Origin of the sequence: Bradyrhizobium cosmicum (assembly GCF_032290525.1) — a bacterium.
Taxonomy (GTDB): domain Bacteria; phylum Pseudomonadota; class Alphaproteobacteria; order Rhizobiales; family Xanthobacteraceae; genus Bradyrhizobium; species Bradyrhizobium cosmicum_A.
This window is the reverse complement of sequence record NZ_JASXTA010000033.1, coordinates 13,827-40,151: the sequence shown is the minus strand read 5'-3', so window position 1 is coordinate 40,151 and position 26,325 is coordinate 13,827. Positions and strand designations below refer to the sequence as shown.

Genomic DNA, 26,325 nt, shown 5'->3' with positions numbered 1-26,325 from the left:
GTCAATCTCCAAACATCAGGGGAAAGCCACGATCCGCAACGTGCGCGCCCCATCGCGCCCGTCGCGGAAATAGATCAGCGGTCAGGCACGAACACGGTGCCGAGCGCGGCCGGTGCGGTCGAACCGCCGGTGCGCGCGCGGGAGAGCAGGACCAGGACGATGACGGTCGCGAGGTAAGGCAGCGCCGACATGAATTGCGAGGGAATGCCGACGCCCCAGCCCTGCGCGTGCAGTTGCAGGATCGTCACCGCGCCGAACAGATAGGCACCGACCACGAGCCGGCCGGGTCGCCAGGACGAGAACACGACCAGCGCCAGCGCGATCCAGCCGCGGCCTGCGGTCATGCCGGGAATGAAGAACGGCGTATAGGCGAGTGGCAGATAGGCGCCGGCAAGACCGGCGCAGCCGCCGCCGAACATCACGGCAAAAGTGCGGATGCGCAGCACGGGATAACCGAGCGCATGCGCAGAGACGTGATTGTCGCCGCAGGCGCGCAGGATCAATCCGGCCCGCGAGCGGTACAGGAACCACCAGACGCCGATGATGAGTGCGATGGAAAAATAGACGAAGCCGTCCTCGCCGAACAACACGCGGCCGACCAGCGGAAGATCGGTGAGGCCGGGAACATAGAGATGTACCGCCGGCGTGATGCGCTCGCCGACGAAGCCGGCGCCGATCAGGCCGGAAAGGCCGACGCCGAGGATGGTCAGCGCAAGACCCGTTGCCACCTGGTTGACGGCGAGCCCGAGCGCCATCAGCGCGAAGATGAGCGACATCAGCGTGCCCGCGACGATGCCGAACAGGGCGCCGATAAAGATCGAGCCGGTCAGCCACGCACCGCCGAAGCCGCAGGCCGCGCCGACGATCATCATGCCCTCGACGCCGAGATTGAGCACGCCGGAGCGCTCGGTCACGAGCTCGCCGGTCGCAGCGATCAGCAGCGGCGTCGAGGCGGCAAGCACCGCAAGAACGATGGCTTCAACCAGTTCCACGGGCCACCTGTCGGTTCGGGAACACCAGTTTGAAGCGGTAGAGGATGAGGGAGTCGCAGGCGAGCACGTAGAACAGCAGAATGCCCTGGAAAACCTTGGTGACATCCAATGGGATCTTCATCGCGATCTGCGCCTGCTCGCCGCCGATAAAGGTCAGTGCGAGAAAAAGGCCTGCAATTAATATTCCAAGCGGGTTCAGCCGGCCAAGGAAGGCGACGATAATCGCGGTGAAGCCGTAGCCGGGCGAGATGCCGGGCTGAAGATGTCCGACGGGACCTGCAACCTCGATGATGCCGGCGAGACCCGCGAGCGCGCCCGAGACCGCGAAGGTCAGGATGACCAACTGGTTGGCATTGAAGCCACCGAACCGTGCCGCGCGCGGCGCGGCGCCGACCACGCGAATCTCAAAACCCTTGATGGTTCGCCCGAGCAGGATTGCTGCGGCTGCAACGACGAGCAGGGCGATGATCGAGCCGAGATGCAACCGCCCGCCTTCGATCAGCAGCGGCACCGTTGCGACCGGATCGAACTCGGCCGTGGTCGGGAAGTTGAAGCCGTGCGGGTCACGCCAGGGGCCGCGCACGAGATAGTCGAGAAAAAGGTCGGCGACATAGACCAGCATCAGGCTGGTCAGGATCTCGCTGGCGCCGAACTTCACCTTGCAGATCGCCGGGATCAGCGCATAGAGCGCGCCTGCCGCGGCTGCGATCACGAGCATGACCGGCAGCACCCAGGCGCCGGCGTCGGTGCCTTGCGTCTTCACCGCGATCCAGCTTCCGGCGACCGCGCCGATCAGGAATTGCCCCTCGGCGCCAATATTCCAGGCGTTGGCGAGATAGCAGAGCGACAGCCCGATCGCGATCATCACCAGCGGCGTCGCCTTCACCGCAATCTCCTGGAGCGAATAGCCGTCGGTCAGAGGGGCGATGAAATAGGCATGCAGCGCGAGCAGCGGATTCTTGCCGAGGATGGCGAACAGGATGACCATGGTCACGATCGTCAGGCCGATTGCGATCAGCGGAGAGACCAGCGCGATCGTGTTGGAGCGCTCGGCGCGCTTCTCAAGCACCAACTGCATGCGCGGCCTCCTTCGGTTCGAGGCTGCTGCCGCCCATGAGAAGGCCGAGCTTTTCACGGCTTGCTTCGCTTGTGGCGAGCGGTGCGGACAGATGGCCATGAAACATCACGGCGATGCGGTCGGCGATTTCCGCGAGTTCGTCGAGGTCCTGGCTGGTGACGAGCACGGCGGCACCTGCGGTTGCGAGATCGAGCAGCGCTTGGCGGATCACGGCGGCGGCACCAGCGTCGACGCCCCAGGTCGGCTGGCTCACCACCAGCACCGCGGGGTTGCGCAGGATCTCGCGGCCCACGATGAACTTTTGCAAATTGCCGCCGGAAAGGGATGCTGCTTCCGGATCGCGCTTGGCCTTGCGGACGTCGAAGGTTTCGGTCGCGCGATCGACGGTCTTCAGTGTTGCTGCGGTGTCGATGAAGCCGTGATGGACCATGCCGCTGGCGGCATGCCCGGTGAGCAGCGCGTTCTCCGACAGCTTCATGCGCGGCGCGGTGCCGTGACCGAGCCGCTCTTCGGGCACGAAGGCGGCGCCGAGCTTGCGCCGCTGGGTGATCGAGAGATGGCCGGCAGCGATGCCTTCGATCACCACCGTGCCCGGATCTTTCGACAAGCGTTCGCCGGAGAGCGCGGCGAACAGCTCGTCCTGGCCGTTGCCGGCGACACCGGCGATGCCGAGGATCTCGCCGCCCTTCAGCTCGAACGAGATGTGCTCGAGCCGCACGCCATGCGCCTCGCCCGGGGCAAGTGAGAGGTCGTTGACGACGAGCCGTGGCACCGTGGTCTGCCGGCCGGCCGCGGCCTTCACTTCCTTGATCTCGCCCCCCACCATCATGCGGGCGAGCGAGGCAGCGGTCTCGAGTCGGGGATTGCAGGTCTCGACCTTCCTGCCGCCGCGCAGGATCGTGGCAGTGTCGCAGATCCGCTTCACCTCGTCGAGTTTATGGCTGATGTAAAGAATGGCGCGGCCTTCGGACTTGAGCCGCTGCAGTACGACGAAGAGCTGATCGGCTTCCTGCGGTGTCAGCACCGCGGTGGGCTCATCCAGGATCAGGAATTTCGGATCCTGCATCAAGGCTCGGACGATCTCGATGCGCTGGCGTTCGCCGACCGATAATTGCCAGACCTCGCGTTTGGGATCGAGCGGCAGGCCGTAGGTCTTTGACACCTGCTCCAGCCGCGCCGACATGTCCTTGAAGGACTCTTTCCCGTCGAGACCGAGCGCGACGTTCTCGGCGACGGTGAGGTTGTCGAACAGCGAGAAATGTTGGAACACCATGCCGATGCCGCGGCTTCGCGCTTCCGAGGGGCCCGAGAGCACGATGGGGTGACCCTGCCAGCGAATCTCGCCGGCGCTGGGCTGGATCAGGCCGTAGATCGCCTTCACCAGCGTCGACTTGCCGGCGCCGTTCTCGCCGAGCAGGGCGTGGATCTCGTTCGGCCAGATCTCGATGTCGATGGAATCGTTGGCGAGGAAATCTCCATAGCGTTTGGTGAGCCCGAGCGTTTGAAGCAGCGGGGACTCGCCGGAATGCAGGCCACTAGGCGTCGGATCTAACATTCGCTGATGCGCTTGCATGGGGATGAAGTGCCTCAATACTGGGCTAGTTTGAACCGCCGCGTAAGGTGTGAAAATGCGTCATCCCTTGCTCAACGCTTCGGCAGGCGGTCGGTGTCGCGAGTCGCCGCTCGCGTCGGTTGAAGATTCTGGCCAGTGGATCATCGGAAGGCCGCTGCTGCCGCACGCCGCGGATGATGGTTGTTGCAAATTTGTGACGGTTCAAACGAAATCGGAACCCGCTGGGCACGCTTGACGTGATGTTGAGCAAAACCGCGCCAGCGCGCGTATGCAATTCCACATCGAGACGGCGGTCGCCGTCGCCGATCGTATCTGCGTGTTCCGACCGACACAAAAGATAAACGAAATCAAACGGGAATGTCCGGCAAAGACAGGCATCGCGTTCACGCCTCGATGTAACGGCGAAGCAGAAAATCCGCTAAATCCTGCGGTGAAACGCCGCCGCCTGCCGAAACAAGCGCCATGCCTTGAAAGAAGTTGAGGCTTCTCACTCCGGGAGATCGGCGCAAGTGTCGCACCCGAGGGACGTTCGTTTTTACGTGTCCAACTTGGGGGTATTCAGGATGTCGTTTCGTTTCAAGGCAATTGCAGCAGGGGCGCTGTCACTTGCTACGCTCGCCACAGGTGGCCTCGCTCAGGCAGCAGACTTGCCGGTCAAGGCCGCCAAGAAGGCGCCTGACCTCCCGTTCTTCCTGGTGATCGACGACCGCGTCACCTTCTCCTACATCTTCAATGCCTCGCAGCCCGGTGCGTTCACCAATACCAACGGTGTGATCAACGCCAAGACGACGAAGCAGGTCTACTCCTTCACGCACTTCGATGCTTGGACGTACGGCACCAACTTCTTCACCATCTCCATGTTCAAGTCGGACCACAACGACCCGGCGGGTCCCTGCACGGCAACCGGCGTGATCGTGTCGCCGGCTGCAGGCTTCGCAGCGACGCCCGCGAGTTGCGCCGGCGCAACCGAAATCTACGGCCTGTTCCGCTCGACCTTCGGCTGGAATGAGATTTTTAACACCAAGGCTTTCACGCAAGGCCCCTTGCATAACATCTCGTTCGAGATTGGCATGGATGCCAACACAGAGAACCGGTATTTCGGCGCCGCCAAGCGCGATGTCGTCGCCGGTCTGCAGTTCGCCTTCGATCTTCCCTACAAGGGCTACTTCAACGTAGCCCCGCTCGTATATTGGGAGTTCGCCAACCACAACTCCTTCTCGCAGTGCGGTGCCGGCTGGTCCGCCCCGTGCATCGCCGACGGCAACACGTCGTTCAAGCCGACCTGGGCGGTCGAGACCAACTATTATATGGACCTCGGCTTCCTGCCGCCGAACATGCAATACTTCTCGATCAGTGGACGTGCCGGCTGGTACGGCAAGAAGGGAACGGACACCGAGCCGCTTCCGGCCAGCGTCGCCAACGGCGTCTATCCCACCAAGGTCGAGTTCAACTCGGAGCCGATCCGTCTGACGTTCGATGCTTCGAAGGCGATCTGGGGCGAGAAGTACTCGCATTTCGTGGACGTCTGGGTTGCCTATCGCTACTGGCAGAACAAGTTCGGCCTCGATCACAAGAACGCGGTTGCCTGCACCACCCTGGTTGGTGGGGCGAAGGTCAGCACCGGATCCTGCACGGAGTCCTCGCTCTACTCCGGTATCACTGTAAAGTTCTAACCATCCGACTCTCTTCGGGTGAAAGACGATGACGCCGCGTCAAACCTCCGCGGCGTCATCTTCGTTTGTGCGATGGGCGGGTGCCGTGACCCGGCCCTTCGAGCGCGGGCGAGACTCGCTCGCAGCGCCTATTTCGTCCATACGCCGTCGTGCAGGGCTTCGGCTTCGTCTTCGAGCAGCGGCCCGACGACCTCCGTCGGTCGCTGCCCACTGGCAAAGACGTCACGGCAGGGCAGCTCGAGGGTCGGGTTCTCCGGGTGGTTGCCGGTGACGTCGCGCAGGCGGTGCTCGCTGAGGCCGTAGACGACGCGGCCGATGCCGGCCCAGTAGATCGCGCCTGAACACATCGCGCAGGGCTCGGCGGAGGAATAGAGCGTCGCGCTTGCAAGCACCTCGCGGCCGAGCGTGCGGCAGGCCTGGGTAGCCGCAAGGCGTTCGGCATGCGCGGTGCCGTCGTGGTCCGGCATGTAGCCGTTCTCGGTCTCGATCAGCACCTTGCCGTTGGCATCGACCACGATGCAGCCGAACGGATGATTGCCGTGGGTGAGGGAACGGCGGGCGACCGCGAAGGACAAGCGCAGGAAGTGCTCGTCGCGTTCTGATACGCCGTCCATCAATGCTCCGGGGTCAGTGGCCCGCCATATGCCGGCCGACCACGGTGAGGTCGGCTTCGCTGGTCAGTGCTTCATACACGAATTGGCCGTGGAACATCACCACAAGTCGGTCGGAGAGTTCGAGCAGTTCGTCGAGGTCTTCGCTGACCAGCAGCACGGCGGCGCCGCGGTTGCGGGCAGCCGTGATCTCAGCGTGGATCTGCGCCACGGCCGCGAAATCGAGACCGAAGCAGGGATTGGCCGCGATCAGCACCTCGACATCGCCGGCAAGCTCGCGGGCGAGCACGGCGCGCTGGACGTTGCCGCCAGACAGTGCCGCGATCGGCGTATCCGGGGTTCGGGTCTTGATCTTGTACTGGCCGATCTTCTTCTTCGCATTGTCGCGGAAGGCGCTCCGGTTGAGCCACCACCCGCCGCTGGCGAAGGGCGCGCGGTCGAATTCGCGGAAGGCGATGTTGTCGGCGACGCTCATTCCGCCGACGCAGGCGTTCTTCAGCGGCTCCTCGGGCAGCAGTGACATCCTGTGGCGCCGCATCTCCTCGCGGCTGGCGTGGTAGGGATCGCCGGCAACACGGATCTCGCCGCCCTCGGCTTCGCGCTGGCCGGCCAGCACCTCGACGAGCTGACGCTGGCCGTTGCCGGAGACGCCGGCGATGCCGACGATCTCACCGGCACGGACAGTGAGCGAGACGCCATGGACGGCGATGGCACCGGCATCGTCGAGCGCGCGGACCTTTGTCAGCTCCAGCCTGGCCTGACCGGCTTCGCCGGTGCGCGGCGGCTGTACGGTCAGCTCTTCGGCGCCGATCATGGTACGCGCCATGGCATCCGGCGTGAGTTCGGAAACCTTGCCGGCTCCGGCGAGCTTGCCGCGGCGCAGGATCGTGACGTCGTCGGCGAAGGCCATGACCTCGCGGAACTTGTGCGTGATCATCAGGATGGTCAGCTCGCCCTTGACGACCATGCCGCGGAGCATGCCGAGCACCTCGTCCGCTTCGACGGGTGTCAGCACCGAGGTCGGTTCGTCCAGGATCAGGAAGCGCCGCTTCAGATAGAGCTGTTTGAGGATCTCGCACTTCTGCCGTTCGCCGGCGGAAATGTCGGAGACCTTGGCGGCGAGCGGCACCTTGAAAGGCATGAGCGCCAGGAACGCCTCGAGCTCCTTCATCTCCTTCGGCCAGTTCACCACGGCCGGCACATGGTCGCGCGCCAGCACGAGGTTTTCCGCGACCGTCATCGCCGGCACCAGTGTGAAATGCTGATAGACCATGCCGAGGCCCAGCGCGTGGGCCTCCTTCGGATTGCCGATGGTCTGCTCGCGGCCGCCGACCAGGATGTCGCCCTCGGTCGCGTGGTAGTAGCCCATGATGCATTTGACGAGGGTCGACTTGCCGGCCCCGTTCTCGCCGAGCAGCGCGTGGAAGGAGCCCGGTCGTACCTTCAGCTCGACATTATCCAGTGCCAGGAAATCGCCGAAACGCATGGTCATGGCGATGGCGTCGACACCGAAGGCGCCGGAAGGCGGAGGCGTCTCGCCGACGATCACGAAATCGCTCCGATGAAGGCGTCGGAGGTCGAGACCGCGCCGAACACGCCGCCCTGCATCTTGATCATCTTCAGTGCGTGCTCGTGATTGCTCTTGTCGGTCGCGCCGCAGCAATCGTGCAGCAGCACGCACTCGAAGCCACGGTCGTTGGCCTCGCGCATCGTGGTGTGGACGCAGACGTCGGTCGTGATGCCAGTGAGGACGATATTCTCGATGCCGCGCACGCGCAGGATCAGTTCGAGATCGGTGGCGCAGAACGAGCCTTTGCCGGGCTTGTCGATGATGGTCTCGCCGGGGAGGGGCGCCAATTCCGGAATGATGTCCCAGCCCGGCTCGCCGCGCACCAGGATGCGCCCGCAGGGGCCGGGATCGCCGATGCCGGCCCCGATCTGGCGCGAACGCCAGCGCTTGTTCGCGGGAAGATCGGAGAGATCGGGGCGATGGCCCTCGCGGGTATGGATGATGTGGAAGCCTTGGGCACGCATGACGTTGAGCAGCTTCTTGATCGGCTCGATCGGCGCCCGCGTCAGCGAGAGGTCGTAGCCCATCTTGTCGACATAACCGCCGACACCGCAGAAGTCGGTCTGCATGTCGATGATGACGAGTGCGGTGTTTTGGGGACGAAGATCGCCGTTGTAGGGCCAGGCATAGGGCTCGGACTTGATATAACGCTCGGGCATGGACAACCTCGTTGTGCGCGTTACCGTGTGATCGAGAGTTCAGCGGGAGCGCCGGTCAGCGTCCGCTTCGGCGAGCAGGTGATGATCATGATCGCCAGCGTCAGGATGTAGGGCGCGGCGTTGAAGAGGTGGTAGCCGGAGGTGACGCCGACCGATTGCAGCGCCGGTCCGAGCGCGGCGGCGCCGCCGAAGGCAAGCGAGGCCCACAGGCAGAGCAGGGGATCCCAGCGCGCGAAGATCACGAGCGCCACCGCCGTGATGCCCTGGCCCGAAGACAGGCCCTCGTTCCAGCTTCCTGGATAGAACAGCGAAAGGAACGAGCCGCCGATGCCGGCGAGGAAGCCGCCGACCATGGTCGCGCGCAGGCGGATCAGCAGCACGGAGTGCCCCATGGCGCGCGCTGCGTCAGAGCTCTCACCGGCGGTACGGATGAGAAGGCCCCAGCGCGTGGTGCGGAAGGCCCAGTAAAGGATCGGCGCGAGGGCAACGCCGATCAGGAACATGACGTTGATGCGGAGCGCCGCGCGAAGCTGCGGGATGTCGCTCCACCAGCCGAAATCGATCGCGGGCAGCCGCGGCGCGGTCGGTTCGATCAGCGGCTTGCCGAGATAGAAGGCGAGCCCGGTGCCGAACAGCATCAAAGCGATGCCGACGGCAATGTCGTTGACGCGGGGCAGCGAGCAGATGCCGGCGTGCAGCGCGCCGAGAAGCGCACCGGTGATGCCGGCAGCAAGCACGCCCAGCCACGGTGATCCCGTGAGATAGGAGATGCCGTAGGCGCTCATCGCGCCCATCACCAGCGTGCCTTCGAGACCGAGATTGATGCGGCCCGAGCGTTCGGTGATGCATTCGCCCAGACTCACGAACAGGAACGGCGTCGAGACGCGAATGGCGCCACCGAGCACGGCGAGCGGGACGGTCCAGAGTCCGATCGATCCGTCGGCCATCTCAGGATTTCCCCCTCAAGAAGCCGATGCGGCCGTAGAGCGCATCGCTGGCCAGCACGAAGACGAAGATGATACCCTGCAGCACCAGCACGGACGCGTCGGGCAGCCCCAGGCGGCGTTGCAGCAGACCGCCGCTGGCGCTGATGCCGCCGAGCAGGACCGCGACGGGAATGATCGCGAGCGGATTTTGCCGCGCGAGGAAAGCGACGAGAATTCCGGTGAAGCCGTAGCCCGCCGCGAGATTGGCGTTGGTGCGCCCCTGCACGGCGGCGACTTCGACCATGCCGGCAAGGCCCGCCGCGCCGCCGGCGAGGAAGCAGACGGTGAGGATCAGCTTGCTGACACCGAGGCCGACGATCTTCGCGGCGCGAATGTTGCCGCCTGCGACGCGTGCGGCGAAGCCGAACACGGTGTGATAGATCAGGATGTAGGCGGCGATCGCGGCGATCAGGCCGAAGACGAGGCCCCAGTGCACGTCGGTGCCCGGGATCGAGCCGATCATGTTGGCGGCGCCGATCTCGCGGGTCGAGGGCTTGTTGAGGCTGGCGGGATCCCGCATCACGCCTTCAACGAGGTGATTGAGGATCGCAAGCGCGATGTAGACGAGTAGCAGACTCGATATGGTCTCGTTGACGCCGCGATACTGTCGTAGGCCGCCCGCCAGCATGATCCACAAGCCGCCGCCGATCACGCCGGCGAGGACCATGGCGATTTGCACGATGAACGACGGCATGCCCTGAAGCACCAGTGCGGCGCTCGTCGCCGACAGCGCGCCGATCAGCAGTGCGCCTTCGCCGCCGATGATGACCATGCCGAGCTGCGCCGGCAGCGCCGTGCAGAGCGCGGTGAGGATCAAGGGTGCCGCGCGCGTGAGCGTGTTCTGCCAGGAGAACCAGGTGCCGAAGGCGCCGTAGTACATATAAAAGTAGAGATCGAGCGGGTTCTTCCCGAACATCGCCACGAAGATGCCGAAGACTACTAGCGCGCCAGCGAGCGCCGCGACCGGGATCAGGATGTACTCAACCGTCGCGCCATGGCGCTGGAGGAATCCCGGATCGGCGGCCGGGGCAATTGTCCCGGGCGCCCCAGTGGAATCCGCCGCTTCCGTTGTCACGAAGTCGCTCCGATCACGCCCTCCACGAGATAGTCCATCTTCTCGAGCTCGGGATCCTTCTGGCCGCGATCGGTGCCGGCCGCGATCACCGTCTTGCCCTTGTTGTCGACCAGCCCGCCCTTGAAGATGGCGTAGCCGTCGGCGGACAGGAATTTCGCCTTGACTTCGTCGGCATGCTTGCGCGCCTCGGCGGAGACGGCCTCGCCATACGGCGAGGTCTTGACGATCTCTTCCTTGAGACCGCCGCGATAGAAGTTCGGGATGCTTTCGCCGGCGGCGATCATCTTGACGAATTTCGGATAGAGCGCCTCCCAGTTCCACTCGGCGCCGGTGAGATATGCCTTTGGTGCGAGCGGTGACTGGTTGACGTGATAGCCGCAGACCATAGCGCCGCGGCGTGCCGCGTTCTCGACCATGGTCTTGGGACCGTCGACGTGGCAGGTGAGTACGTCCACGCCCTGGTCGATCAGGCTGTTGGTGGCCTCCGCTTCCTTGACCGGCATCGACCAGTCTCCGGTGAAGATCACCTGTGTCGTGGCTTTCGGGTTGGCAAGCTTGGCGCCGAGCGCGAAGGCGTTGATGTTGCGCAGCACCTGCGGGATCGGCTTGGCCGCGACGAAGCCGAGATTGCCGCTCTTGGAGGTGTAGCCGGCGACGATGCCGGAGATGTACTGGGCTTCATCGATGTAACCGAAATAGCTGCCGGCGTTCTTCGGGTCCTTGTCGCTCCACAGGCCGCCGCAGTGCTCGAAGCGCAGCTTCGGGAACTTGTTGGCCATCTTGATCATGTGCGGGTTGTAGTAGCCGAACGAGGTCGGGAAGAGCAGGGTGGCGCCGTCGAGATTGATCATCGACTCGATCGTCTTCTCGACTGCATCGGTCTCCGGCACTTTCTCTTCTTCCACGACCTTCAGCCCGGGAATCTTCTTCAGGGCTGCTGCGCCCTGCGCGTGGGCCTGGTTGTAGCCATAGTCGTCGCGCGAACCGACATAGATGAAGCCGATGGTCGTTTCGGCCGCGAAGGCCGGGCGAATGCCCGCTGCCGCGCCGAGGGTAAGGGCTGCGCCGCCCTGCAACAAATGACGTCGTGAGATCCTGCCAAAATTCATTGCTTGCTCCCCTCGGCGGTCGCGCCGCCCTGTCTCGTGGCTGCACCGGTTTGGCGGAGCCGGATAAGATGTCGCAAGCTTCGTGCCAGAGGTCAGGACATAATCATCTTAGATTAAGTCATTGAAATTCATGATTTATATCCGAAGCTCTGGACTTGATCAGGAAATCGGCAGGCTAATTTTTAAGCAAGATACGTTTGTTGTATGCAATGGAGTTGAGCAGCCTTGACCGATTCACGCGTGTGCACGACGCGCGTCGGGCAGTCCGCCGGCTGCCGCATTCATGCTAACCACGCGCTGATCGGGACGGCGCTGACTGTGCGAATTTCGCTGGCACCGAACTTGTATCGATCGTCGCCACGACCGCCACCGCCGCGGTCTTATGAGATGGGAAGCCTGCCGAGATGGCTGCTGGTAACGTCGTTCAAACGATATCGCTCGGCGAGGAGATCGTGCGAAGGATCAACGAACTCGCCGCGATCTCGGAAGAAGGCGACAAGCTCACCCGCATCTATCTCACCAAGGAGCTGCGCGAGGCTGCGGACCTCATCCTGACCTGGATGCGCGACGCCGGCATGAGCGCGCATCTCGATGCGATCGGCAATGTCTGCGGCCGCTACGAAGGCGAGCGGCCGGGGTCGCCCTGTCTGATGCTGGGCTCGCACTACGACACGGTGCGCGATGCCGGCAAATGGGACGGTCCGCTGGGCGTGATCACGGCGATTGCCTGCGTCGCCGACCTCCACCGCCGCGGCAAGCGCCTGCCGTTCGCGATCGAGGTGATCGGCTTTGCCGATGAAGAGGGGGTGCGCTTCGCATCGACCCTGCTCGGCAGCCGTGCGGTGGCCGGAACTTTCGACGAGAGCGTCCTGAACACGCGCGATCGCGACGGTGTGTCGATGCGCGATGCGCTCGTTACGTTCGGCCTCGATCCCGATCACATCGGCGCCGCCGCCCGGGCGGGGCGCGAACTGCTGGCCTATCTCGAATTGCACATCGAGCAGGGTCCGGTGCTGGAAGCGCAGAACCTGCCCGTCGGCATTGTCACCGCGATTGCTGGCGCGACACGGCTTGCCGCGCGGTTGACCGGCATGGCTGGCCACGCCGGCACCGTGCCGATGGCGCTGCGCCGTGATGCACTCACAGGCGCTGCCGAATGCATCGGCGCGATCGAGCAGTTCTGCCGCACCGACGAGAGCGGGCTGGTCGGCACCGTCGGCTACATCCAGGCAAGGCCCGGCGCAACCAATGTCATTCCCGGCGAGGTGTCGTTCACCATCGACATGCGTGCCCCAACCGACATGCACCGCAAGCGCGCGGTGGCCGACATTGTCAGGCAGATCGAGGCGATTGCGAAGCGCCGCCAATTGGCGCTTCAGCTCGACGTCACCCACGAGAATCGTACCGCGCCCTGCGCGCATTGGCTCAAGAATCAGATCGCACAGGCGATTGAAACGGAAAGTTTCCCCGTATTCGAGTTGCCGAGCGGGGCAGGGCACGACGGCATGGCCATGATCGACATCGCCGATGTCGGCATGATCTTCGTGCGCTGTCGCGGCGGCATCAGCCATCATCCGGACGAGCACGTCGAGCTCGCTGATGCCGACGCAGGCGCGCGGGTGCTGCTGCGGGTGATCGAGAATTTTCGGCCGCGAGAAGGATAGGTCGAGCCCGCAAGTCACCGGATAGAGATACGAATCGGGCACCATTAGAATGGTGACCGCCATCCCCGGGGATCACCAGACATCGGCCCATTGCTCATATGAACAGCGACATCTCTTTTCCATCACGTCGTGAGAACCGGTTCTACCAGGGAGCGGTCGCGACCTTCGTTGCCAACGCCCTTCAGGCGGTCAATTTTCTCGGTGATCGCTTTCTGAGGCAATCGCCTCATTCGTTGTCGGCGATCGAGGACCTTTACCGGCACTCGATGGACAGCGCTTTCTCGGTGACCGAGGCTTTCCTCGTTACCGGAGCGCCGCACGCCTCGGCCTACTACCCGCGCGACTTCGCCTGGTTCTATCCCGACGTCCTCGACCCCGAAACCATCATGGATGCGCAGGATGCGGTGCGGCGGGCTCGCCTGCTCGAGAAGAGCGTCCGCCTGCTGCTGGAGGCGGTTCGTGCCGACGTCGTCACCACGACCATCGTCCCGGCTGGACGCGGCCGGTATCTCGGCGTGAATTATTTCTCGCGGCCCTCTGATACCCTGCTCGGTATCCTTGCCGGTCTGCAGCAGATGATCTCTGCTGAGGAGAGGGCCTCGTCCTATCTGGCGATGTCACAATGCGCCCATGCCGGCCGCCTGTTGCTGGCCGAATACGGCGCCGATCTGAAACGCGCGATCCTGAAGCTCGCAAGCGAGCTCGAGTCGTTCGACGTTGAGGGCACCGGATATTTGCTGTGCGACGCCCGCGGGCCTCGCTCTGCGGCAACGGATACGCGTGCCGAGCGCCGGCGTTTCGTGACCAATGCCTGCATCTACACGACGTTCGTGTGGGGCGTGCAGCTCGGAGTCGTCGACGAGATCGAGCTGAAGCGACAGCTCGGGCGCGATCTCGCCCGGTACAAGAGAGACTTGCTTCGTCTGTTCGGTAAGGACGGCTATATCAGGCATTCCCTCGATGGCCCGGCAGGTTCGCCGGTATCTTCGGTGGCGCTGGATTTCGTCAGCGTACATCGCGGATTTTGGGACCTGAACGACGCCAGCGAACGCGCGCTGTTCGCGGCCACGACCGACCTGATCATCGCCGAGCCCCGGTTTCGCATTCCCAGCACGTTCCACTTTCTGGTCTCCGCGGATAATCCGCGGAACAAGATGATCCACAAGATCGCGGCGCCTGCCTACCAGGGACGCTCCTCATGGCCGACGTTCAACGTCGAGTTCGCGGATCGCATGCTGGACTATGATGAATTCGCCGGCAGCAATACTTATCGGGCCTGCGCGCAAGGGATATTAAAGGACATTCGCACCGCGACCGAGGTTCACGGCGGATATCAGGAACTGATCTCAGAGCACGGCCTGAAATATCGTACCTGGGCTTATAAGGGCGCCGTGGCTCATTCCTGGTTTCCGCGCTTCCTGTCGGTCTGGAGGAGGGCGTATGGAACGCCGCTCCTCCAGTGGAATGACTGATCCACGGACTCTAGCCCGCGGTCACGTCGACGAGCTCGCCGCCCTCCAGCACCTGGGTCGCCTTGGCTCGGTCGAGATCGCCTTCCCAGGCCGCCACCACGACGGTCGCCACGCAGTTGCCTACCAGGTTGCCAAGCGCGCGGGCCATGCCGATGAACCAGTCGACCGACAGCACCAGCACGAGGCCGATCGCAGGAATGCTCGGCACCGCATTGAGCGTCGCGGCGAGGATCACGATCGCGGAGCCCGGCACGCCGTGCGCACCCTTCGAGGTGATCAGGGAGACGCCGAGCACCAGCAGGAGATCGCCGAATGACAGCGGCGTGTTGGTCGCCTGTGCGATGAACACGACGGCAAGCGTCAGGTAGATCGAGAAGGCGTCGAGGTTGAAGGAATAGCCGGTCGGTATGACGAGACCGACCACGGAATCCTTCACACCCATCCGCTCCAGCTTCTTCATGATCTGCGGCAGCACGGCGTCGGAAGAGGCGGTCGCGAGCACGATGGTCAGCTCCTCGCGAAGGTAGGCAAGGAATTTGAGGATGTTGATTCCGGCGAGTGCCATCACGCCGCCGAGCACGCCGAGCACGAAGATGCCGACCGAGACGTAGAACAGCAACACCAGCGAGACGAGCTGTTTCAGCGATCCGACGCCGTATTTGCCGACGGTGTAGGCGACCGCACCGAGCACGCCAAGCGGAGCGACGCGCACGATGAGTCCCATGACGCGAAACAGTACGGTCGAGGCGGCATCAATCATCGACGTGACGAGTTTGCCCTTCTCGCCACCGACCAGCGCGAGGCCGACGCCGAACAGGACCGCGAAGAACAGCACCTGGAGCACGTCGTTGCGCGACAGCGCATCGAACGAGGTGGTCGGGATCACGTTCATCAGGAAGGCGCCGATACCGCCACCGGACAGCTTGTGAGCATTGTCGGCGTAGGTGTTGAGCGCCTTGGCGTCGAGCGTCGAGGGATCGATATTCATGCCATGGCCGGGGCCGAAGACGTAGGCCAGGATGAGACCGACCACGAGTGCGACGGTGGTCATCACCTCGAAATAGACCAGCGCCTTGATACCGACCCGGCCGACCTTCTTGAGGTCGCCGGCGCCGGCAATGCCGTGCACGACGACGCAGAACACGATTGGCGCCACGATCATCGAGATCAGCTTGAGGAACGCGTCGCTGAGAATCTTGAGGCCGACAGCAAAGTCGGGGACGGTCATGCCGAGGATAATGCCGAGGACCAGCGCGGCGAGGACCTGGACGAACAGCGAAGTATACAGCGGCTTCGGCTCGGCGGCTGGCGCCGCGGCAATGGTCGACATGGTGGGCTCCCCGGTTTGACGCGTCTTCGACGTCACAAGGAGCAACAACCGTGCCAGATTGTCGCGGCTCCCACCTGGGAGCAATCTATTCCGCCGCTTTCGCCGTCTTGCCGAACATCCGCGTCGGCGTCGGGAAGCCACAAGATGTGCCGTCGGTGACCTTGACCTGTTCCTCCCAGGGCAGGCGATAGCTGCCCGCGACCATGTCCTGCATGAAAGTGTAGGGGCAGTCCATCGCGCCGCCCTTCACCGCCACGTAGCCGCGGTGCCAGAGCTGGTAGATGTTGTTCTCGACGCCCCAATTGATCCGGGCCTCGCGCACGAGATCAGGCCGCACCTCGGCGGTGATGATCTCGTCGGCGCGCCCGGTGGTGCCGTGCGCCAGCACCGTGCCGTCGAAATTAACGATCATGCCTTCGCCCATGGAATCGAACGAGCCATCGGTGCCGCACATGCAGACGTTCGCGGAGACCATCAGGTTCTGAAACGAGTTGGCCTGGTTGGTGAAGCGCCACGCGTCGCGGATCGGTGCGGTATAGCCGGCGGTGCGGATCATGATCTCCGCGCCCTTGTAGGCGCATTCCCGCGCCATCTCTGGAAACATGCCGTCATGGCAGATGATCAGAGCGATCTTCGCGCCGTTCGGGCCTTCGATCACGGGAATGCCGATATCGCCGGGCTCCCACGGCTCGACCGGGATCCAGGGATGAAGTTTTCGGTAGTAGAGCTTGATCTCGCCATGGTCGTCGATGATCAGCCCGGAATTGTAGGGATTGCCGTGCGGGTTGAACTCCATGATGGAGAAGCAGCCCCAGATCCTGTTGTCGATGCAGGCCTTCTTGAAGGCCGCGACCTCAGGACCGTCGAGGCGGCACATGATCTCGGGATTGGTATCCATCGAGAGACCGTGCAGCGCGTATTCGGGGAACACCACCAGATCCATGGTGGAGAGATTGCGGCGCGCCTTGCCGACCATCCAGACGATGCGCTCGGTCTGCTTCGCGAGATCGGCGCGGGTCACGACGTTCGGCAGTTGCAGCTGCACCAGCCCGATGACAACGCCCTCGGGCGATTTGTTCAGCCCGCCAAGCCCGTTCATGATCAGCTCCCTTGCCATCCGCGCGGCGTCGTTGCGCGCCAGATGTTGTCGTGAGAAGCAAACCCGATTTCGGTTGTGAGCAAAAGACTATTTTTCAGGCGATGGCGCACGCGGCAGCGGGCAGCTCCGTCAAGCCGCGACGTCGAGCAGCCGGCACGATCCCCGCACCAGCACCTTGCGTCCGGTCGGCGTCATCGCGGGCACCCCGTCATTGACGACGACGAGACCGAGCTTGACGAGGCCCTCGATGACATAAACCTTGGAGAAGCGACCGTTCGAAACCGGATTGCGGAGTGCTTTCAGCACTTCCCACTGATCGGATGAAAGATCGAAATCGAAATCGTTGCTCATGTTGCCTCAAGCGATAGCCCCGTTCGCGCGCCCCTGTTAGCGGCGCTGCATGAAGACCGTGCGACGACAATGAGTCGGGAATTCGGTAAGCCGTCTAGAACGTCTCTTCACAAATTGCCGCACTTCGTTGCATCACAAGGGTTAAGTTCGTTCGGAGGCGAACATCGTCCCGATCTTTGATCACTAATTGATGATTTGCTCTTGATCGCCTCGATCTACCGCAGTGCACGGGAAGCCTTGCTGTCCCATTCTGCGTTGCGATATGCGCAGAAGTCACGAGGCGAGGGAGTCCGGATTCTGTTACGTTGATTCGCAGGGAATGGCTTCACAGGGCGGGAGTGGAGTGCATGAACAGGCTGGTCGAAATTCGCGGTCAGGAATCTCTGTGTAGGGAGCGTGCCGCACTCGATTCGGAGCGCCGCCTTTTCTGGCTCGCGCAAGCCCAGGAGTGGGAGCAGCGCGCACTCGACGAAATTGCCCGTCACTTCCAGGAGTGCAGTATCGCTCAGGCGGAGCTTGCGCGAAGCCGTCGTTTGCCGTGAGTTTGGGTCTTACTGATAAGTCGCCACGATATCGGATACCGCGCGCTCGAGTTGCTGTGCGGTCGAGCATTGGCGCACCACGCTGCAAAAGGTCGCGTAGCGCGGCATCTCGGAGTCGCCAAAGCCCCAGGCGAGCCGCCCTTCGGGATTGAGCCAGACCAGCCGCTTCGAGCGCTCGGAGATGCGGCGCAGGATGTCGGCGCGAGGGTCAAGATTGTTGCTGCGGGCATCGCCAAGCACGATCACCGTGGTCTGCGGCGTCAGCGTGCTCATGAAGTCCTTCTCGAAATCGACCAGCGACGAGCCGTAGTCCGACGAGCCGAAGCCGACCTTGGACATGATCTCGGCCATCGCCTCTTCCGGCGACTTCCTCTCGAGGATCTCGCTGACCTCGATCATATGCGAAGAGAAGGCGAAGGAACGGACGTCGTCGACCACTTCGTGCAGCGAATGGATCAGGAGCAGGAAGAAATCCGAGACCTGCGCAACCGAGCCGGAGACGTCGCAAAGCGCGACGATCTTTGGCCGGTCACGATGCTTGCGCTTCCATGCGGTGAGAAAGGGGATGCCGCCCCAGGCGGCGTTACGGCGCAACGTGCGGCGAACGTCGAGATGGCCGCGGCGCTGGCGCTTGCGCGGCTTTGAATAACGCTCGCGCAGGCGCCGCGCGATCTGGCGGATGAGGGCCCGCATCTCCGCGACCTGGCGCCGCTCGATGCCGGCCAGCGGCGCATTGCGCAGGATCTCGTTGCGGAGGTTTTCAGCCTCCTCGCGGGCATAGAGCGCAAGGCCCTGCGCGACCGTGTCGCGCACGGCTTCGCGCAACGCGTCCAGCGCGGCACGGAGACGCTCTGCCTGCGACGGATTTGTCGCGGTGAGTTCGTCGAGATCGTGGCGCAGGCGATGGAGGCCCATGGCGTCGAGAATGCGGCTGGAGAAGATGCCGCGCTGGGTCGAGTAGCGGATGTCGGACAGGGAAGCGGCACCGGAGGCGTTGGCGATCGCGGCTGCGATCGCATTGCGGTCCTGCGACATCAACATCTGCGCGAGAGGGCCTAGCCCTTCAGGAGGCTGACCTTCGCCCGCCTCGCTGTCCGAGCCGGGCGAGGGGGATTGCTCCGACTCCTGCGAAGCTTCGTCCTCGTTATCGGCTTCCGGTGGGTCCTGCCGCGGTTCCGGTTGACTGAAGAACAGATCAAAGCAGTCGCTCAGCGCGAGCTTCTCGTCCTGCGATTTGGCGAGCGTCAGGAGCAGCGCATCGCGCAGGACGGCGCGGTCGGAGAAGCCGACTTGCCTGACCGCGCGCATCGCATCGATGCTTTCGGCGGGCGAGACATGGACGCCGGCCCCGCGCGCCGCCCGAAAGAAACGATGGAGGTTCTCGCGCATGCGCGTCAACCGAAGACGTTGGACCGTGCCGCCTTGGCAATGAACGTGGTGACCTGCGGCGATGCTGCCTCGATGTCGGCTTCGTATTTTAGCAGCACGTTGAGCGTGTCCTTGACGATCTCGGTATCGAGCTCCGAGGCCTGGAGCAGCACCAGCACGCGCGCCCAGTCGATGGTCTCGCTGACCGACGGCAGCTTCTTCAGGTCGAGCGAACGGATCTCATGAATGAAGCCGACCATCTGCCGGCGCAGCGTCTGCGAGATGTTCGGCACGCGGCTCTCGACGATGCGCTCCTCCAGCCGCTGCTCGGGGAAGCCGATATGCAGATGCAGGCAGCGCCGCTTCAGGGCATCGCCGAGATCGCGCTCGCTATTGGAGGTGAGGATGACAGTCGGCGGTGTGATTGCCGAGACGGTGCCGAGCTCGGGGATCGTGACCTGGAAGTCGGAAAGGATTTCCAGCAGTAGCGACTCGAATTCCGCATCCGACTTGTCGATCTCGTCGATCAGAAGCACGCAGCCGCCCGGCTGCTCCAGCGCCTGAAGCAGCGGTCGCGGATCGACGAACTCCTTGGAGAAGAACACGTCCCCGAAATCATGGAGCTGGTCGAGCGCGGCATGCAGCGTCTGCGCGCCGCCGAGCACTTCGCCGAGCTTGTCCTTGAGGATCTGGGTGTAGAGAAGCTGCTTGGCGTATTTCCACTCGTAGAGTGCCTTGGCCTCATCGAGGCCTTCGTAGCATTGCAGGCGGATCATCTTCATGCCGCGCCAGGCCGCAATGGCCTTTGCAAGCTCGGTCTTGCCAACGCCCGCGGGGCCCTCGACCAGAATCGGCTTCTCGATCTGTTGCGACAAATAGACGGCGGTCGCGATCTGCCGGCTCGCGATATAGCCTTGCGCGGCAAGGCCGCTCTCCACTGCCTCGATCGCGGTCGAGGCCTTCTGTTCAGCCACGAAAGGGCGCTCCCAAAGGTCTTACTTGAGGCTTGTTCTGCCTGCGTTCCCGGCAAAGAACAAGCCTCGTTTGGGAGACGTCAGACCCGCGTGAAACGGGCTTTTTCCGCTTAGCGCAAATAGTTGAGCGGTTCGCCGGCCGCGCGGTCAGTGCCGCAGCAGCTCCGGCTTGCGGATGGTCTGCCGGACCTCGGCGCCGCAATCGGCGCATTCATAGACAAAGTCGATCTTGGCAAGGCTCCAATGCGGCTCGACCTCGCGGACATACATCGGCAGGAACCCCATGCAGGTGGGGCAAATCACAGGCGCGATTTCGATGCCCCGATGATGCTGTACATAAGCTGGCATCTCGACTCTCCATTGCAGGCGACCACCAAACCCCGCGCAGAGGCTACTGCCGGTCATCGCAAGGCCATCATCAACTCTTTCGAACAGAGGCGGAACGGCGGGCGTTTGTCGTTCGCTGTGACATTCTTGTTACGTCCTCTATACTGTAAACGGGCCGACCAAATGCCTATTTCACAGGCCGATCCGGAGTTCGGACTCTTACCTTCAACGATAAGGGAACAATCCCCATGACGCATGCCATTCGTTTTCACAGCACCGGCGGTCCGGAAGTCCTGGTTTGGGAGGAGGTCAGTGTCGGCAAGCCCGGACCGGGCGAGGCACGCATCCGCCATACTGCCGTTGGCCTCAACTTCGTCGACATCTACAACCGCTCCGGCGTGTATCCGGTGCAATTGCCCAGCGGCCTTGGCAGCGAGGGTGCCGGAATCGTCGAGGAGGTCGGGCCCGGTGTCACCGATCTGAAGCCGGGCGATCGCGTCGCCTATGGTGCTTCACCGCTCGGCGCTTATTCCGAGGCGCGCCTGATTCCGGCCGACCGCCTGTTGAAGCTGCCCGATGGTGTCGACGACAAGACCGCGGCCGCGATGATGCTGAAGGGGCTCACCACGCAATATCTGATCCGGCAGACCTACCGAGTGAAGGCCGGCGACACCATCCTGCTCCATGCCGCGGCCGGCGGCGTCGGCCTGATCCTCAGCCAGTGGGCCAAGCATCTCGGCGCAACCGTGATCGGTACCGTCAGCAGCGACGAGAAAGCGAAGCTCGCCAAGGCGCATGGCTGCGACCATGTCATCATCTACACGCGCGAGGATTTCGTGAAACGCGTAGACGAGATCACGGGCGGCAAGAAGGTGCCGGTGGTCTATGATTCCGTCGGCAAGGACACCTTCCTGAAGTCGCTGGACTGCCTCGCGCCGCTTGGCGTCGCCGCGCTGTTTGGCGCGTCCTCAGGTGCGGTCGAGCCGCTCAATCTCGGTCTGCTTGCGCAGAAGGGCTCGCTCTACGTCACCCGGCCGACGTTGTTCACCTACGCCGCCAAGCGCGAGAGTCTGGTCGCGATGGCGAACGAGCTGTTCGACGTCGTGAAATCCGGCGCAGTCAAGATCGAGGTGCACCAGACGTATCCGCTGAAGGACGCCGCCAAGGCGCATGCCGATCTTGCCGCACGCAAGACCACGGGATCGACCGTTCTCACGGTGTAATCTCTAGCTCGAGGTGGCGCAGGTCAGCAATGGCCCGGGTCACGTCTGCTCGTGCTTGCGCAGGTCGCGGGCGTGATCGAGGCGGATTGCCTGGATGTCGACATCCTCAGGTGGGACCTGTGGGAGGGCGGCTTCCGTCAGGATGGCCTCGGTCACGTCCTCGGCCGAGCCTTCCACGATCTCGTGGATGAACGAGATGTTCTGATATTCACCTGACGCGACTCGGGAAACGACCTCGCGCCTCGTGATTTCAGGATCGACGACCGCCTCGCGGCCACGCCGTCCATAGTCGATCATCACGACGAAATACTGCATGAAACGATCCTGCCGTGCTCCTGGACAGAGCACGGCGGAGTATTTCCGAAAAGCGGAATTAGGTCAAGCGATATTTCCGAAAATCGGAAATCCGAGGCAGGTCGCTACTTGCTCTTCTTGCGCGGACGCGCCGACTTGGCGCGCAGCCGCTCGAGCTGGCCCTTGGGCATGGACAGGCAGATCTCACCGACCCATTCGAGCTTCACGCCGACGATCGGCTTGGCGTTGAAGCTGGTGAGATTGACGACGGAGGGCGACTTGCCCCGCTCGATGGTCTTCAAATAGCGCTCGCCGGTCTTGAGCCGGACCACTGCCTCTTCGCCATAGAAGCTCGACAGTGGATGACGCTGCTCCCTGTAGACTACGATGACATCGCCGCTCTCGTATTTGGGGAGCATCGAATCGCCCACGATCTCGAAGGCCACCGTCTCTTCCATGATCGGGAAGGGCAGCGCGATATCGCCGAGGCCTTCCGGGGGAACCTGCTCATAATCCGGCTCGATCACGGCGCCGGCGCCGACGCGGCCCATGATGGGTGCGAGATTGAGCTCGAGATATTCCATGATCGGAATAATTTCCGACGCCTTCACCAGGCGCTCGCCGCCGAGGATTTCGGACACCGCGCCGGGCCGCACGCCCATGGCCGCTGCCAGACCGCCCTTGCTCTTACCCGTCTTCTCCAGACCCCGTTCGATCATTGCAACGTCCAACATGGTGATTCCCTCGATTGCCCGTCGTCTTGCCTCTTGTAATCCGAAATTCGGAATTGATGCAATTATGAATATCAGAATTGTGGCTTGACTTTTGTTTCGGAATACCGGAATGTTCGGTTCGCCGTCCGATCGGGCGATCGGCGCAGGCGTATTCACAGGACAGCAGCATGGAACCGGGGCATTGGCCGTCGGAGCACTCCGACGCGCTTCGCGACTTTTTTTTCAGGAACATGTCGTACGCGGAGATAAGGGGGGAGATTAACGCAAGGTTTGGAACGGCTTATACGCGCAGCGCAGTTGTCGGCCGCGCCAAGCGGCTCGGGCTCATTGCGCCGGCGCGGATGACGAGCCCATCGATCGTGCCGACTTTGCCTGGCGAGGGCTGCCAACCTTCGCCGCGCCGGATGGCGTTGCCGTACCTGAACGTGCCGCCGCAGTCCGCGATGAAGCCCGCAGCGCGGGTCAAGCTGCGCTGCGTCGGCGTCCAGCCGCGCCTGATCCCGCTGGTCGAACTCGCGCCCGACGACTGCCGCTATCCCTATGGCGGCGATAAGGACGGGGAGGAGATCTCCTTCTGCGGCCATCCGCGCCAGCCGGGCTCGAGCTACTGCTCGCCACATGCACGCCTGACGCGGCGGTCCGGACCTGCGTCCGCCCGTGCCGCCGGTCCCGTCATATTGAGGCTGATCACTGCCGCCTGACGGGGCGCTATCCGCTCAATCGTCAACCTTGCAAGGAGCATCCGAGTGGCACGCGCCCGACGCAGCAAGTCCTACAAATTGACTGGAATCTACGACCGCAGGTCACGCGAGGTGCCGTTCAATGCCGAGGTGGCAGAGGTCGACGTCGACAATCCGCTGGCGCTTGATGCCGGCGAGAAGATCCTGGCCGTCCGGTCGGTCCGCGGCGACCCGCTCGGCCGGTTACATGCGCATCACCAGATCGACGAGGCGCAATATCGCGGTGGTCGTGCCTTCCAGAACGATTGGGAAAGGGCGGAGCGCGGGCCCCAGGCGGTGGACCCAACGCGTGAATATGTCGACGGTGCGCGCTCGCGCGAGCCCGTCACCGAGGGCCAGCGCCAGGCGGTGCTGCGCCTGAACCGGATCGAGCGCGAACTGGGTACCGACGGCGCTGCACTGGTGCACGACGTCCTGGTACTGGGGTTGACCATGGATGAGATCGGCCAGCGCCGCGCCGTTCGTACCCAGCGCTGGAACGATTATTTCGCACGGCGGTTTCGGGAATGTCTGGATCGGCTGGCGCTGATCTACGGTTTTGCCACGGAAGGCGGGGCCCAGCGCGCAGAACGGCGCCGATGATGGCGTCGCCCCTGCGGGTTCGGCCGCAGGGGTGCCGGTACGCTCCCTACGGATGCGGCACGATCTGGTAAGGCGTCGTATAGGGCTCGACACGGAGCGACGCGCTGGCCAACAGCCCGATCCTGGCCGTCGGCGTCTGCTGCAATTCGCCGTTCGGGCCGCGGTGTACATTGTACTGCCAGACCGTGAGATCGCCCTTCTGCGCCAACGCGTGCGCAACCGCGCTTGCATCGTTGCCGCCGAGCGCCTGAAGCTCCTCCGCCGACAATCCGACGACGATTTCGTCCTTGACGGTCACGATCTTGAACAGGTTCATCCTAGTCTCCTGCGCCCATGCGCCTTGTATCGAGAGGGTAAGAAGCGCGACCGCGGCGCTCTTGATGAGATCGCAGCGAGAAAGCATGCCGTTGTCCTTTTGCTGAGGCGCGCCCGAATCGAAAAGTCCGTCAGCCATGGCGCCCGTCGTCCGCGTGGCCGTGTCGCAACCGCTTGGTCGCTCGATCCCGAACAACGGTTCACGAGCGGAAACATGTCCGGACTGAGACCAAGAGCCGCGTCAAATCATTGGCGCTCGGATCGGGACGTTGGAAACCGGCTGCGAGGGTCGGCGTTCGTTTCGCCAGCGATACAACCAAGCGATTCGGACACAACAATTACGTGTATACCCCGAAGAGACTTCAACCGGACCTCGTCAATCTCCGTTCACATTGGAAACGCGGTGAAACGTCGCCTCGATTGACGGCAATCGAGGCAGTGTGTGTGATCGATGCCGCTTGTTGACGCGGGTGGGTGACGACGCTCCATATTCGTGTTATCCGGAATTGCCGTGGTGCGATGCAGATCAAGCATCGCTACCGCGATGGTTGGGCTTGCCGGAGGAGTTGTTCCTTGGCATAATTGCAACCTGTTTGGCCGAGCCTGTCCGCGTGGCTGTTTAGTTCAGTGTGTTAACCCGCCGGCGTCCGGTTATCGTGCGGTACATCGACGTCTGATCACGAAGACCGATGCTTGTGATAGGTGCGAGATGAAGAACCTCAACTTCGCGGCTGAACTGCACCTTAAGCTCGGCGCACCCGCAGGCAGCACCGTCGAAAGTTTGCGCCTGCTTCGTGCGTTCCTGAAGCTCGCGCCTCGACAGCGTTTCGAGGTCATCAAGCTCGTCGAAGACCTCGTCGTCGAAGAAACCGTTCCCGAACACCCCCTGTCCTGAGCCCGGCTGCGCCAGCCTTACGCCTTGTCCCTCGTTTTCCTGCCGGAGCGGGCCGCCGGGGGGGGGATTAACCCCTTGCGGATGGCCGCTGGAAGCCGATCCGGCAAGTGTGGTATTCAGTCAGGAAAAGGGAGGAGTGCGACCATGATCGAACCGAAGCTCGAGGTTCCGGCCGAACTGCGCGACCTGGCCGAGAAGACTATTGATCAGGCGGAAAGGGCGTTCGGCATGTTTTTCGAAGCCGCCACCAAATCGATGACGACCGTTCCGGGCCCGGGGACGGAGGTATCGAAGCAGGCGCTCGCTTTCACCGAGCAGAACATGAAGTCGGCGTTCGAGCATGCCCGCAAGCTCGTTCATGCTACCGACCTTCAGGAGGCCATGCGAATCCAGTCCGATTTCCTGCGCAGCCAGTTCACCAGCGCCGGAGACCACATGCGCCAGATGACCGGCAGTTTGATGCAGCCCGGTAAGGGGAAGTCGTGATTCGTGGTGTGCACTGCGTGCCCACAAATTGATCTTGCGTGGCGCGGCGATCCGCACTTCGATGCTGACGCAGGTCCATGATGGGCCACCGAATGGACTTCATTCGCCGTCCATCATCCTTTCTGCTGATCCCTGTCGGTCCTCCGGCAGGGATTTGCATTTTATGGCATTTGTCTTGTGGCACCTCGCCGCCGCGCTCAGCCGCAACACGATCCTGGAAATTGCGAGAGATCGATGCGGGCGATGATCGCCCGCAGCAGCCTGCGGGCCGAATGATAGAGATGCCGCGCGAATGCCGGCATCCTCGCCGCGGGCAGGTCAAGGCTCGCCGTATCGAGGCTTTTCGTATCAAGGCTTTCGATGGAGCGGGACACATGCCTCTCCGGATGGTGAGGCCCTTCCTACCGTAGCTCGTTCAACGCTGCCTTGATCTGCCGCAAAGCGCTTCCCGGCTAGTAGTCGCCGGGATTCATGATCATCGGGCTCCTCGTATCGGCCGGCGCGAGCGCGCTGCTGGCACTGTCACGCAGGAAGCGGTCGAGTGTCTCCTGGATCTTCTCCTTGACTGCACCGGGGCCGCGATCGCTCATCTCGGTGTGCTGA

Annotated in this window: 29 protein-coding genes; 10 read left to right on the top strand and 19 right to left on the bottom strand. The window is 63.1% G+C overall.

Translation table 11 applies throughout. The annotated features are described in order from the left end of the window. Nucleotides 1-74 precede the first annotated feature (74 nt). The 3 genes from QSV46_RS35890 to QSV46_RS35880 are packed head-to-tail and all read right to left on the bottom strand — an operon-like array spanning nucleotide 75 to nucleotide 3,625. Nucleotides 75-992 (bottom strand): ABC transporter permease, encoded by a 918-nt coding sequence (locus QSV46_RS35890; RefSeq protein ID WP_314962919.1) that lies wholly within the window; start codon nucleotides 990-992, stop codon nucleotides 75-77. Next, complete coding sequence (locus tag QSV46_RS35885) at nucleotides 979-2,070, bottom strand: ABC transporter permease (RefSeq protein WP_314962916.1); 1,092 nt, start codon at nucleotides 2,068-2,070, stop codon at nucleotides 979-981. Before QSV46_RS35885 ends, QSV46_RS35890 begins: the two co-directional genes overlap by 14 nt. Beyond that, nucleotides 2,054-3,625 (bottom strand): ABC transporter ATP-binding protein, encoded by a 1,572-nt coding sequence (locus QSV46_RS35880; RefSeq protein WP_314962913.1) that lies wholly within the window; start codon nucleotides 3,623-3,625, stop codon nucleotides 2,054-2,056. The genes QSV46_RS35885 and QSV46_RS35880 overlap by 17 nt, the downstream gene beginning before the upstream one ends. Before the next feature lie 581 nt (nucleotides 3,626-4,206). Between QSV46_RS35880 and QSV46_RS35875 the strand changes: the two genes are divergently transcribed. Then, a complete protein-coding gene (locus tag QSV46_RS35875; protein WP_314962910.1) occupies nucleotides 4,207-5,316 on the top strand; it encodes a hypothetical protein in 1,110 nt (369 codons plus the stop codon). A 128-nt stretch (nucleotides 5,317-5,444) separates the two neighbouring features. Here QSV46_RS35875 and QSV46_RS35870 read toward each other — a convergent pair whose 3' ends face one another. Genes QSV46_RS35870 through QSV46_RS35845 form a run of 6 tightly spaced genes read right to left on the bottom strand, consistent with a single transcriptional unit; the run spans nucleotide 5,445 to nucleotide 11,326 of the window. After that, the gene (locus QSV46_RS35870) at nucleotides 5,445-5,930 is read right to left on the bottom strand and encodes a nucleoside deaminase (protein ID WP_314962908.1); all 486 of its coding nucleotides are present in this window, start codon (nucleotides 5,928-5,930) and stop codon (nucleotides 5,445-5,447) included. Nucleotides 5,931-5,943: 13 nt separating this feature from the next. Further along, on the bottom strand, nucleotides 5,944-7,476 hold the full coding sequence (locus QSV46_RS35865) for an ABC transporter ATP-binding protein (protein WP_314962905.1): 1,533 nt from the start codon (nucleotides 7,474-7,476) through the stop codon (nucleotides 5,944-5,946). Next, nucleotides 7,473-8,156, bottom strand: a complete 684-nt coding sequence (locus QSV46_RS35860) for an isochorismatase family cysteine hydrolase (protein WP_314962902.1) — start codon at nucleotides 8,154-8,156, stop codon at nucleotides 7,473-7,475. The genes QSV46_RS35865 and QSV46_RS35860 overlap by 4 nt, the downstream gene beginning before the upstream one ends. Nucleotides 8,157-8,176: 20 nt before the next feature. Then, the gene (locus tag QSV46_RS35855; RefSeq protein ID WP_314962899.1) at nucleotides 8,177-9,103 is read right to left on the bottom strand and encodes an ABC transporter permease; all 927 of its coding nucleotides are present in this window, start codon (nucleotides 9,101-9,103) and stop codon (nucleotides 8,177-8,179) included. Between the two features lies 1 nt (nucleotide 9,104). Further along, entirely contained in the window at nucleotides 9,105-10,217 is a 1,113-nt protein-coding gene (locus QSV46_RS35850) for an ABC transporter permease (RefSeq protein WP_314962897.1), read from the bottom strand. Continuing rightward, a complete protein-coding gene (locus QSV46_RS35845; protein ID WP_314962894.1) occupies nucleotides 10,214-11,326 on the bottom strand; it encodes a BMP family ABC transporter substrate-binding protein in 1,113 nt (370 codons plus the stop codon). The genes QSV46_RS35850 and QSV46_RS35845 overlap by 4 nt, the downstream gene beginning before the upstream one ends. 404 nt (nucleotides 11,327-11,730) lie before the next feature. Between QSV46_RS35845 and QSV46_RS35840 the strand changes: the two genes are divergently transcribed. Next, nucleotides 11,731-12,990: an allantoate amidohydrolase gene (locus QSV46_RS35840; protein ID WP_314962892.1), complete on the top strand. Its 1,260-nt coding sequence runs from the start codon at nucleotides 11,731-11,733 to the stop codon at nucleotides 12,988-12,990. Between the two features lie 98 nt (nucleotides 12,991-13,088). Then, a complete protein-coding gene (locus QSV46_RS35835; RefSeq protein ID WP_314962890.1) occupies nucleotides 13,089-14,462 on the top strand; it encodes a hypothetical protein in 1,374 nt (457 codons plus the stop codon). A 10-nt stretch (nucleotides 14,463-14,472) separates the two neighbouring features. Here QSV46_RS35835 and QSV46_RS35830 read toward each other — a convergent pair whose 3' ends face one another. From QSV46_RS35830 to QSV46_RS35820, 3 genes are all read right to left on the bottom strand, one after another. After that, a complete protein-coding gene (locus QSV46_RS35830) occupies nucleotides 14,473-15,792 on the bottom strand; it encodes a dicarboxylate/amino acid:cation symporter (protein ID WP_314962887.1) in 1,320 nt (439 codons plus the stop codon). Between the two features lie 85 nt (nucleotides 15,793-15,877). After that, nucleotides 15,878-16,891 carry a formamidase gene (locus tag QSV46_RS35825; protein ID WP_314962885.1) on the bottom strand — a complete coding sequence of 338 codons (1,014 nt, stop codon included), beginning with the start codon at nucleotides 16,889-16,891 and terminating at the stop codon, nucleotides 15,878-15,880. Nucleotides 16,892-17,020: 129 nt separating this feature from the next. Beyond that, nucleotides 17,021-17,242, bottom strand: coding sequence for a hypothetical protein (locus tag QSV46_RS35820; RefSeq protein WP_314962882.1), 222 nt, complete (start codon nucleotides 17,240-17,242; stop codon nucleotides 17,021-17,023). A 347-nt stretch (nucleotides 17,243-17,589) separates the two neighbouring features. Between QSV46_RS35820 and QSV46_RS35815 the strand changes: the two genes are divergently transcribed. Next, nucleotides 17,590-17,784 (top strand): hypothetical protein, encoded by a 195-nt coding sequence (locus QSV46_RS35815; RefSeq protein WP_314962881.1) that lies wholly within the window; start codon nucleotides 17,590-17,592, stop codon nucleotides 17,782-17,784. Between the two features lie 9 nt (nucleotides 17,785-17,793). On the opposite strand, the gene QSV46_RS35810 is transcribed toward QSV46_RS35815, so the two are convergent. From QSV46_RS35810 to QSV46_RS35800, 3 genes are all read right to left on the bottom strand, one after another. Then, entirely contained in the window at nucleotides 17,794-19,173 is a 1,380-nt protein-coding gene (locus QSV46_RS35810; RefSeq protein WP_314962879.1) for a vWA domain-containing protein, read from the bottom strand. A gap of 5 nt (nucleotides 19,174-19,178) precedes the next feature. Further along, complete coding sequence (locus tag QSV46_RS35805) at nucleotides 19,179-20,126, bottom strand: MoxR family ATPase (protein ID WP_314962876.1); 948 nt, start codon at nucleotides 20,124-20,126, stop codon at nucleotides 19,179-19,181. A gap of 147 nt (nucleotides 20,127-20,273) precedes the next feature. Continuing rightward, on the bottom strand, nucleotides 20,274-20,474 hold the full coding sequence (locus QSV46_RS35800) for a hypothetical protein (protein ID WP_314962873.1): 201 nt from the start codon (nucleotides 20,472-20,474) through the stop codon (nucleotides 20,274-20,276). 227 nt (nucleotides 20,475-20,701) lie between these two features. Here QSV46_RS35800 and QSV46_RS35795 point away from each other — a divergent pair, with 227 nt between their 5' ends. Beyond that, nucleotides 20,702-21,676, top strand: coding sequence for a quinone oxidoreductase (locus tag QSV46_RS35795; protein ID WP_314962871.1), 975 nt, complete (start codon nucleotides 20,702-20,704; stop codon nucleotides 21,674-21,676). A gap of 39 nt (nucleotides 21,677-21,715) precedes the next feature. On the opposite strand, the gene QSV46_RS35790 is transcribed toward QSV46_RS35795, so the two are convergent. Together QSV46_RS35790 and QSV46_RS35785 are read right to left on the bottom strand one after the other, a co-directional pair. Beyond that, complete coding sequence (locus QSV46_RS35790) at nucleotides 21,716-21,991, bottom strand: hypothetical protein (RefSeq protein ID WP_314962869.1); 276 nt, start codon at nucleotides 21,989-21,991, stop codon at nucleotides 21,716-21,718. Nucleotides 21,992-22,095: 104 nt separating this feature from the next. Beyond that, a complete protein-coding gene (locus tag QSV46_RS35785) occupies nucleotides 22,096-22,704 on the bottom strand; it encodes a S24 family peptidase (protein ID WP_314962867.1) in 609 nt (202 codons plus the stop codon). A gap of 167 nt (nucleotides 22,705-22,871) precedes the next feature. On the opposite strand from QSV46_RS35785, the gene QSV46_RS35780 reads away from it, so the two are divergent. Together QSV46_RS35780 and QSV46_RS35775 are read left to right on the top strand one after the other, a co-directional pair. Further along, nucleotides 22,872-23,405, top strand: a complete 534-nt coding sequence (locus QSV46_RS35780; RefSeq protein WP_314962865.1) for a GcrA family cell cycle regulator — start codon at nucleotides 22,872-22,874, stop codon at nucleotides 23,403-23,405. A 45-nt stretch (nucleotides 23,406-23,450) separates the two neighbouring features. Further along, complete coding sequence (locus QSV46_RS35775; protein ID WP_314962862.1) at nucleotides 23,451-24,026, top strand: hypothetical protein; 576 nt, start codon at nucleotides 23,451-23,453, stop codon at nucleotides 24,024-24,026. A gap of 46 nt (nucleotides 24,027-24,072) precedes the next feature. Here the strand turns inward: QSV46_RS35775 and QSV46_RS35770 are convergent, their stop codons facing one another. Next, on the bottom strand, nucleotides 24,073-24,429 hold the full coding sequence (locus tag QSV46_RS35770) for a hypothetical protein (RefSeq protein WP_314962859.1): 357 nt from the start codon (nucleotides 24,427-24,429) through the stop codon (nucleotides 24,073-24,075). Nucleotides 24,430-25,050: 621 nt separating this feature from the next. Between QSV46_RS35770 and QSV46_RS35765 the strand changes: the two genes are divergently transcribed. Next, nucleotides 25,051-25,236: a hypothetical protein gene (locus QSV46_RS35765; RefSeq protein ID WP_314962857.1), complete on the top strand. Its 186-nt coding sequence runs from the start codon at nucleotides 25,051-25,053 to the stop codon at nucleotides 25,234-25,236. Nucleotides 25,237-25,380: 144 nt separating this feature from the next. After that, nucleotides 25,381-25,722, top strand: a complete 342-nt coding sequence (locus QSV46_RS35760; protein ID WP_314962854.1) for a phasin — start codon at nucleotides 25,381-25,383, stop codon at nucleotides 25,720-25,722. Between the two features lie 197 nt (nucleotides 25,723-25,919). On the opposite strand, the gene QSV46_RS35755 is transcribed toward QSV46_RS35760, so the two are convergent. Next, nucleotides 25,920-26,096 carry a hypothetical protein gene (locus QSV46_RS35755; protein ID WP_314962851.1) on the bottom strand — a complete coding sequence of 59 codons (177 nt, stop codon included), beginning with the start codon at nucleotides 26,094-26,096 and terminating at the stop codon, nucleotides 25,920-25,922. 97 nt (nucleotides 26,097-26,193) lie between these two features. Between QSV46_RS35755 and QSV46_RS41515 the strand changes: the two genes are divergently transcribed. Beyond that, on the top strand, nucleotides 26,194-26,325 hold the full coding sequence (locus tag QSV46_RS41515) for a hypothetical protein (RefSeq protein WP_409997254.1): 132 nt from the start codon (nucleotides 26,194-26,196) through the stop codon (nucleotides 26,323-26,325).

Coding starts and splice junctions, on each gene's coding strand:
- QSV46_RS35830 (WP_314962887.1), bottom strand. CDS start 15,792: ATGTCGACCATTGCCGCGGCGCCAGCCGCCGAGCCGAAGCCGCTGTAT.
- QSV46_RS35810 (WP_314962879.1), bottom strand. CDS start 19,173: ATGCGCGAGAACCTCCATCGTTTCTTTCGGGCGGCGCGCGGGGCCGGC.
- QSV46_RS35765 (WP_314962857.1), top strand. CDS start 25,051: ATGAAGAACCTCAACTTCGCGGCTGAACTGCACCTTAAGCTCGGCGCA.
- QSV46_RS35790 (WP_314962869.1), bottom strand. CDS start 21,991: ATGCAGTATTTCGTCGTGATGATCGACTATGGACGGCGTGGCCGCGAG.
- QSV46_RS35825 (WP_314962885.1), bottom strand. CDS start 16,891: ATGAACGGGCTTGGCGGGCTGAACAAATCGCCCGAGGGCGTTGTCATC.
- QSV46_RS35820 (WP_314962882.1), bottom strand. CDS start 17,242: ATGAGCAACGATTTCGATTTCGATCTTTCATCCGATCAGTGGGAAGTG.
- QSV46_RS35835 (WP_314962890.1), top strand. CDS start 13,089: ATGAACAGCGACATCTCTTTTCCATCACGTCGTGAGAACCGGTTCTAC.
- QSV46_RS35815 (WP_314962881.1), top strand. CDS start 17,590: ATGAACAGGCTGGTCGAAATTCGCGGTCAGGAATCTCTGTGTAGGGAG.
- QSV46_RS35795 (WP_314962871.1), top strand. CDS start 20,702: ATGACGCATGCCATTCGTTTTCACAGCACCGGCGGTCCGGAAGTCCTG.
- QSV46_RS35840 (WP_314962892.1), top strand. CDS start 11,731: ATGGCTGCTGGTAACGTCGTTCAAACGATATCGCTCGGCGAGGAGATC.
- QSV46_RS35845 (WP_314962894.1), bottom strand. CDS start 11,326: ATGAATTTTGGCAGGATCTCACGACGTCATTTGTTGCAGGGCGGCGCA.
- QSV46_RS35780 (WP_314962865.1), top strand. CDS start 22,872: ATGGAACCGGGGCATTGGCCGTCGGAGCACTCCGACGCGCTTCGCGAC.
- QSV46_RS35860 (WP_314962902.1), bottom strand. CDS start 8,156: ATGCCCGAGCGTTATATCAAGTCCGAGCCCTATGCCTGGCCCTACAAC.
- QSV46_RS35880 (WP_314962913.1), bottom strand. CDS start 3,625: ATGTTAGATCCGACGCCTAGTGGCCTGCATTCCGGCGAGTCCCCGCTG.
- QSV46_RS35760 (WP_314962854.1), top strand. CDS start 25,381: ATGATCGAACCGAAGCTCGAGGTTCCGGCCGAACTGCGCGACCTGGCC.
- QSV46_RS35800 (WP_314962873.1), bottom strand. CDS start 20,474: ATGCCAGCTTATGTACAGCATCATCGGGGCATCGAAATCGCGCCTGTG.
- QSV46_RS35855 (WP_314962899.1), bottom strand. CDS start 9,103: ATGGCCGACGGATCGATCGGACTCTGGACCGTCCCGCTCGCCGTGCTC.
- QSV46_RS35885 (WP_314962916.1), bottom strand. CDS start 2,070: ATGCAGTTGGTGCTTGAGAAGCGCGCCGAGCGCTCCAACACGATCGCG.
- QSV46_RS41515 (WP_409997254.1), top strand. CDS start 26,194: ATGATCATCGGGCTCCTCGTATCGGCCGGCGCGAGCGCGCTGCTGGCA.
- QSV46_RS35785 (WP_314962867.1), bottom strand. CDS start 22,704: ATGTTGGACGTTGCAATGATCGAACGGGGTCTGGAGAAGACGGGTAAG.
- QSV46_RS35875 (WP_314962910.1), top strand. CDS start 4,207: ATGTCGTTTCGTTTCAAGGCAATTGCAGCAGGGGCGCTGTCACTTGCT.
- QSV46_RS35770 (WP_314962859.1), bottom strand. CDS start 24,429: ATGCTTTCTCGCTGCGATCTCATCAAGAGCGCCGCGGTCGCGCTTCTT.
- QSV46_RS35870 (WP_314962908.1), bottom strand. CDS start 5,930: ATGGACGGCGTATCAGAACGCGACGAGCACTTCCTGCGCTTGTCCTTC.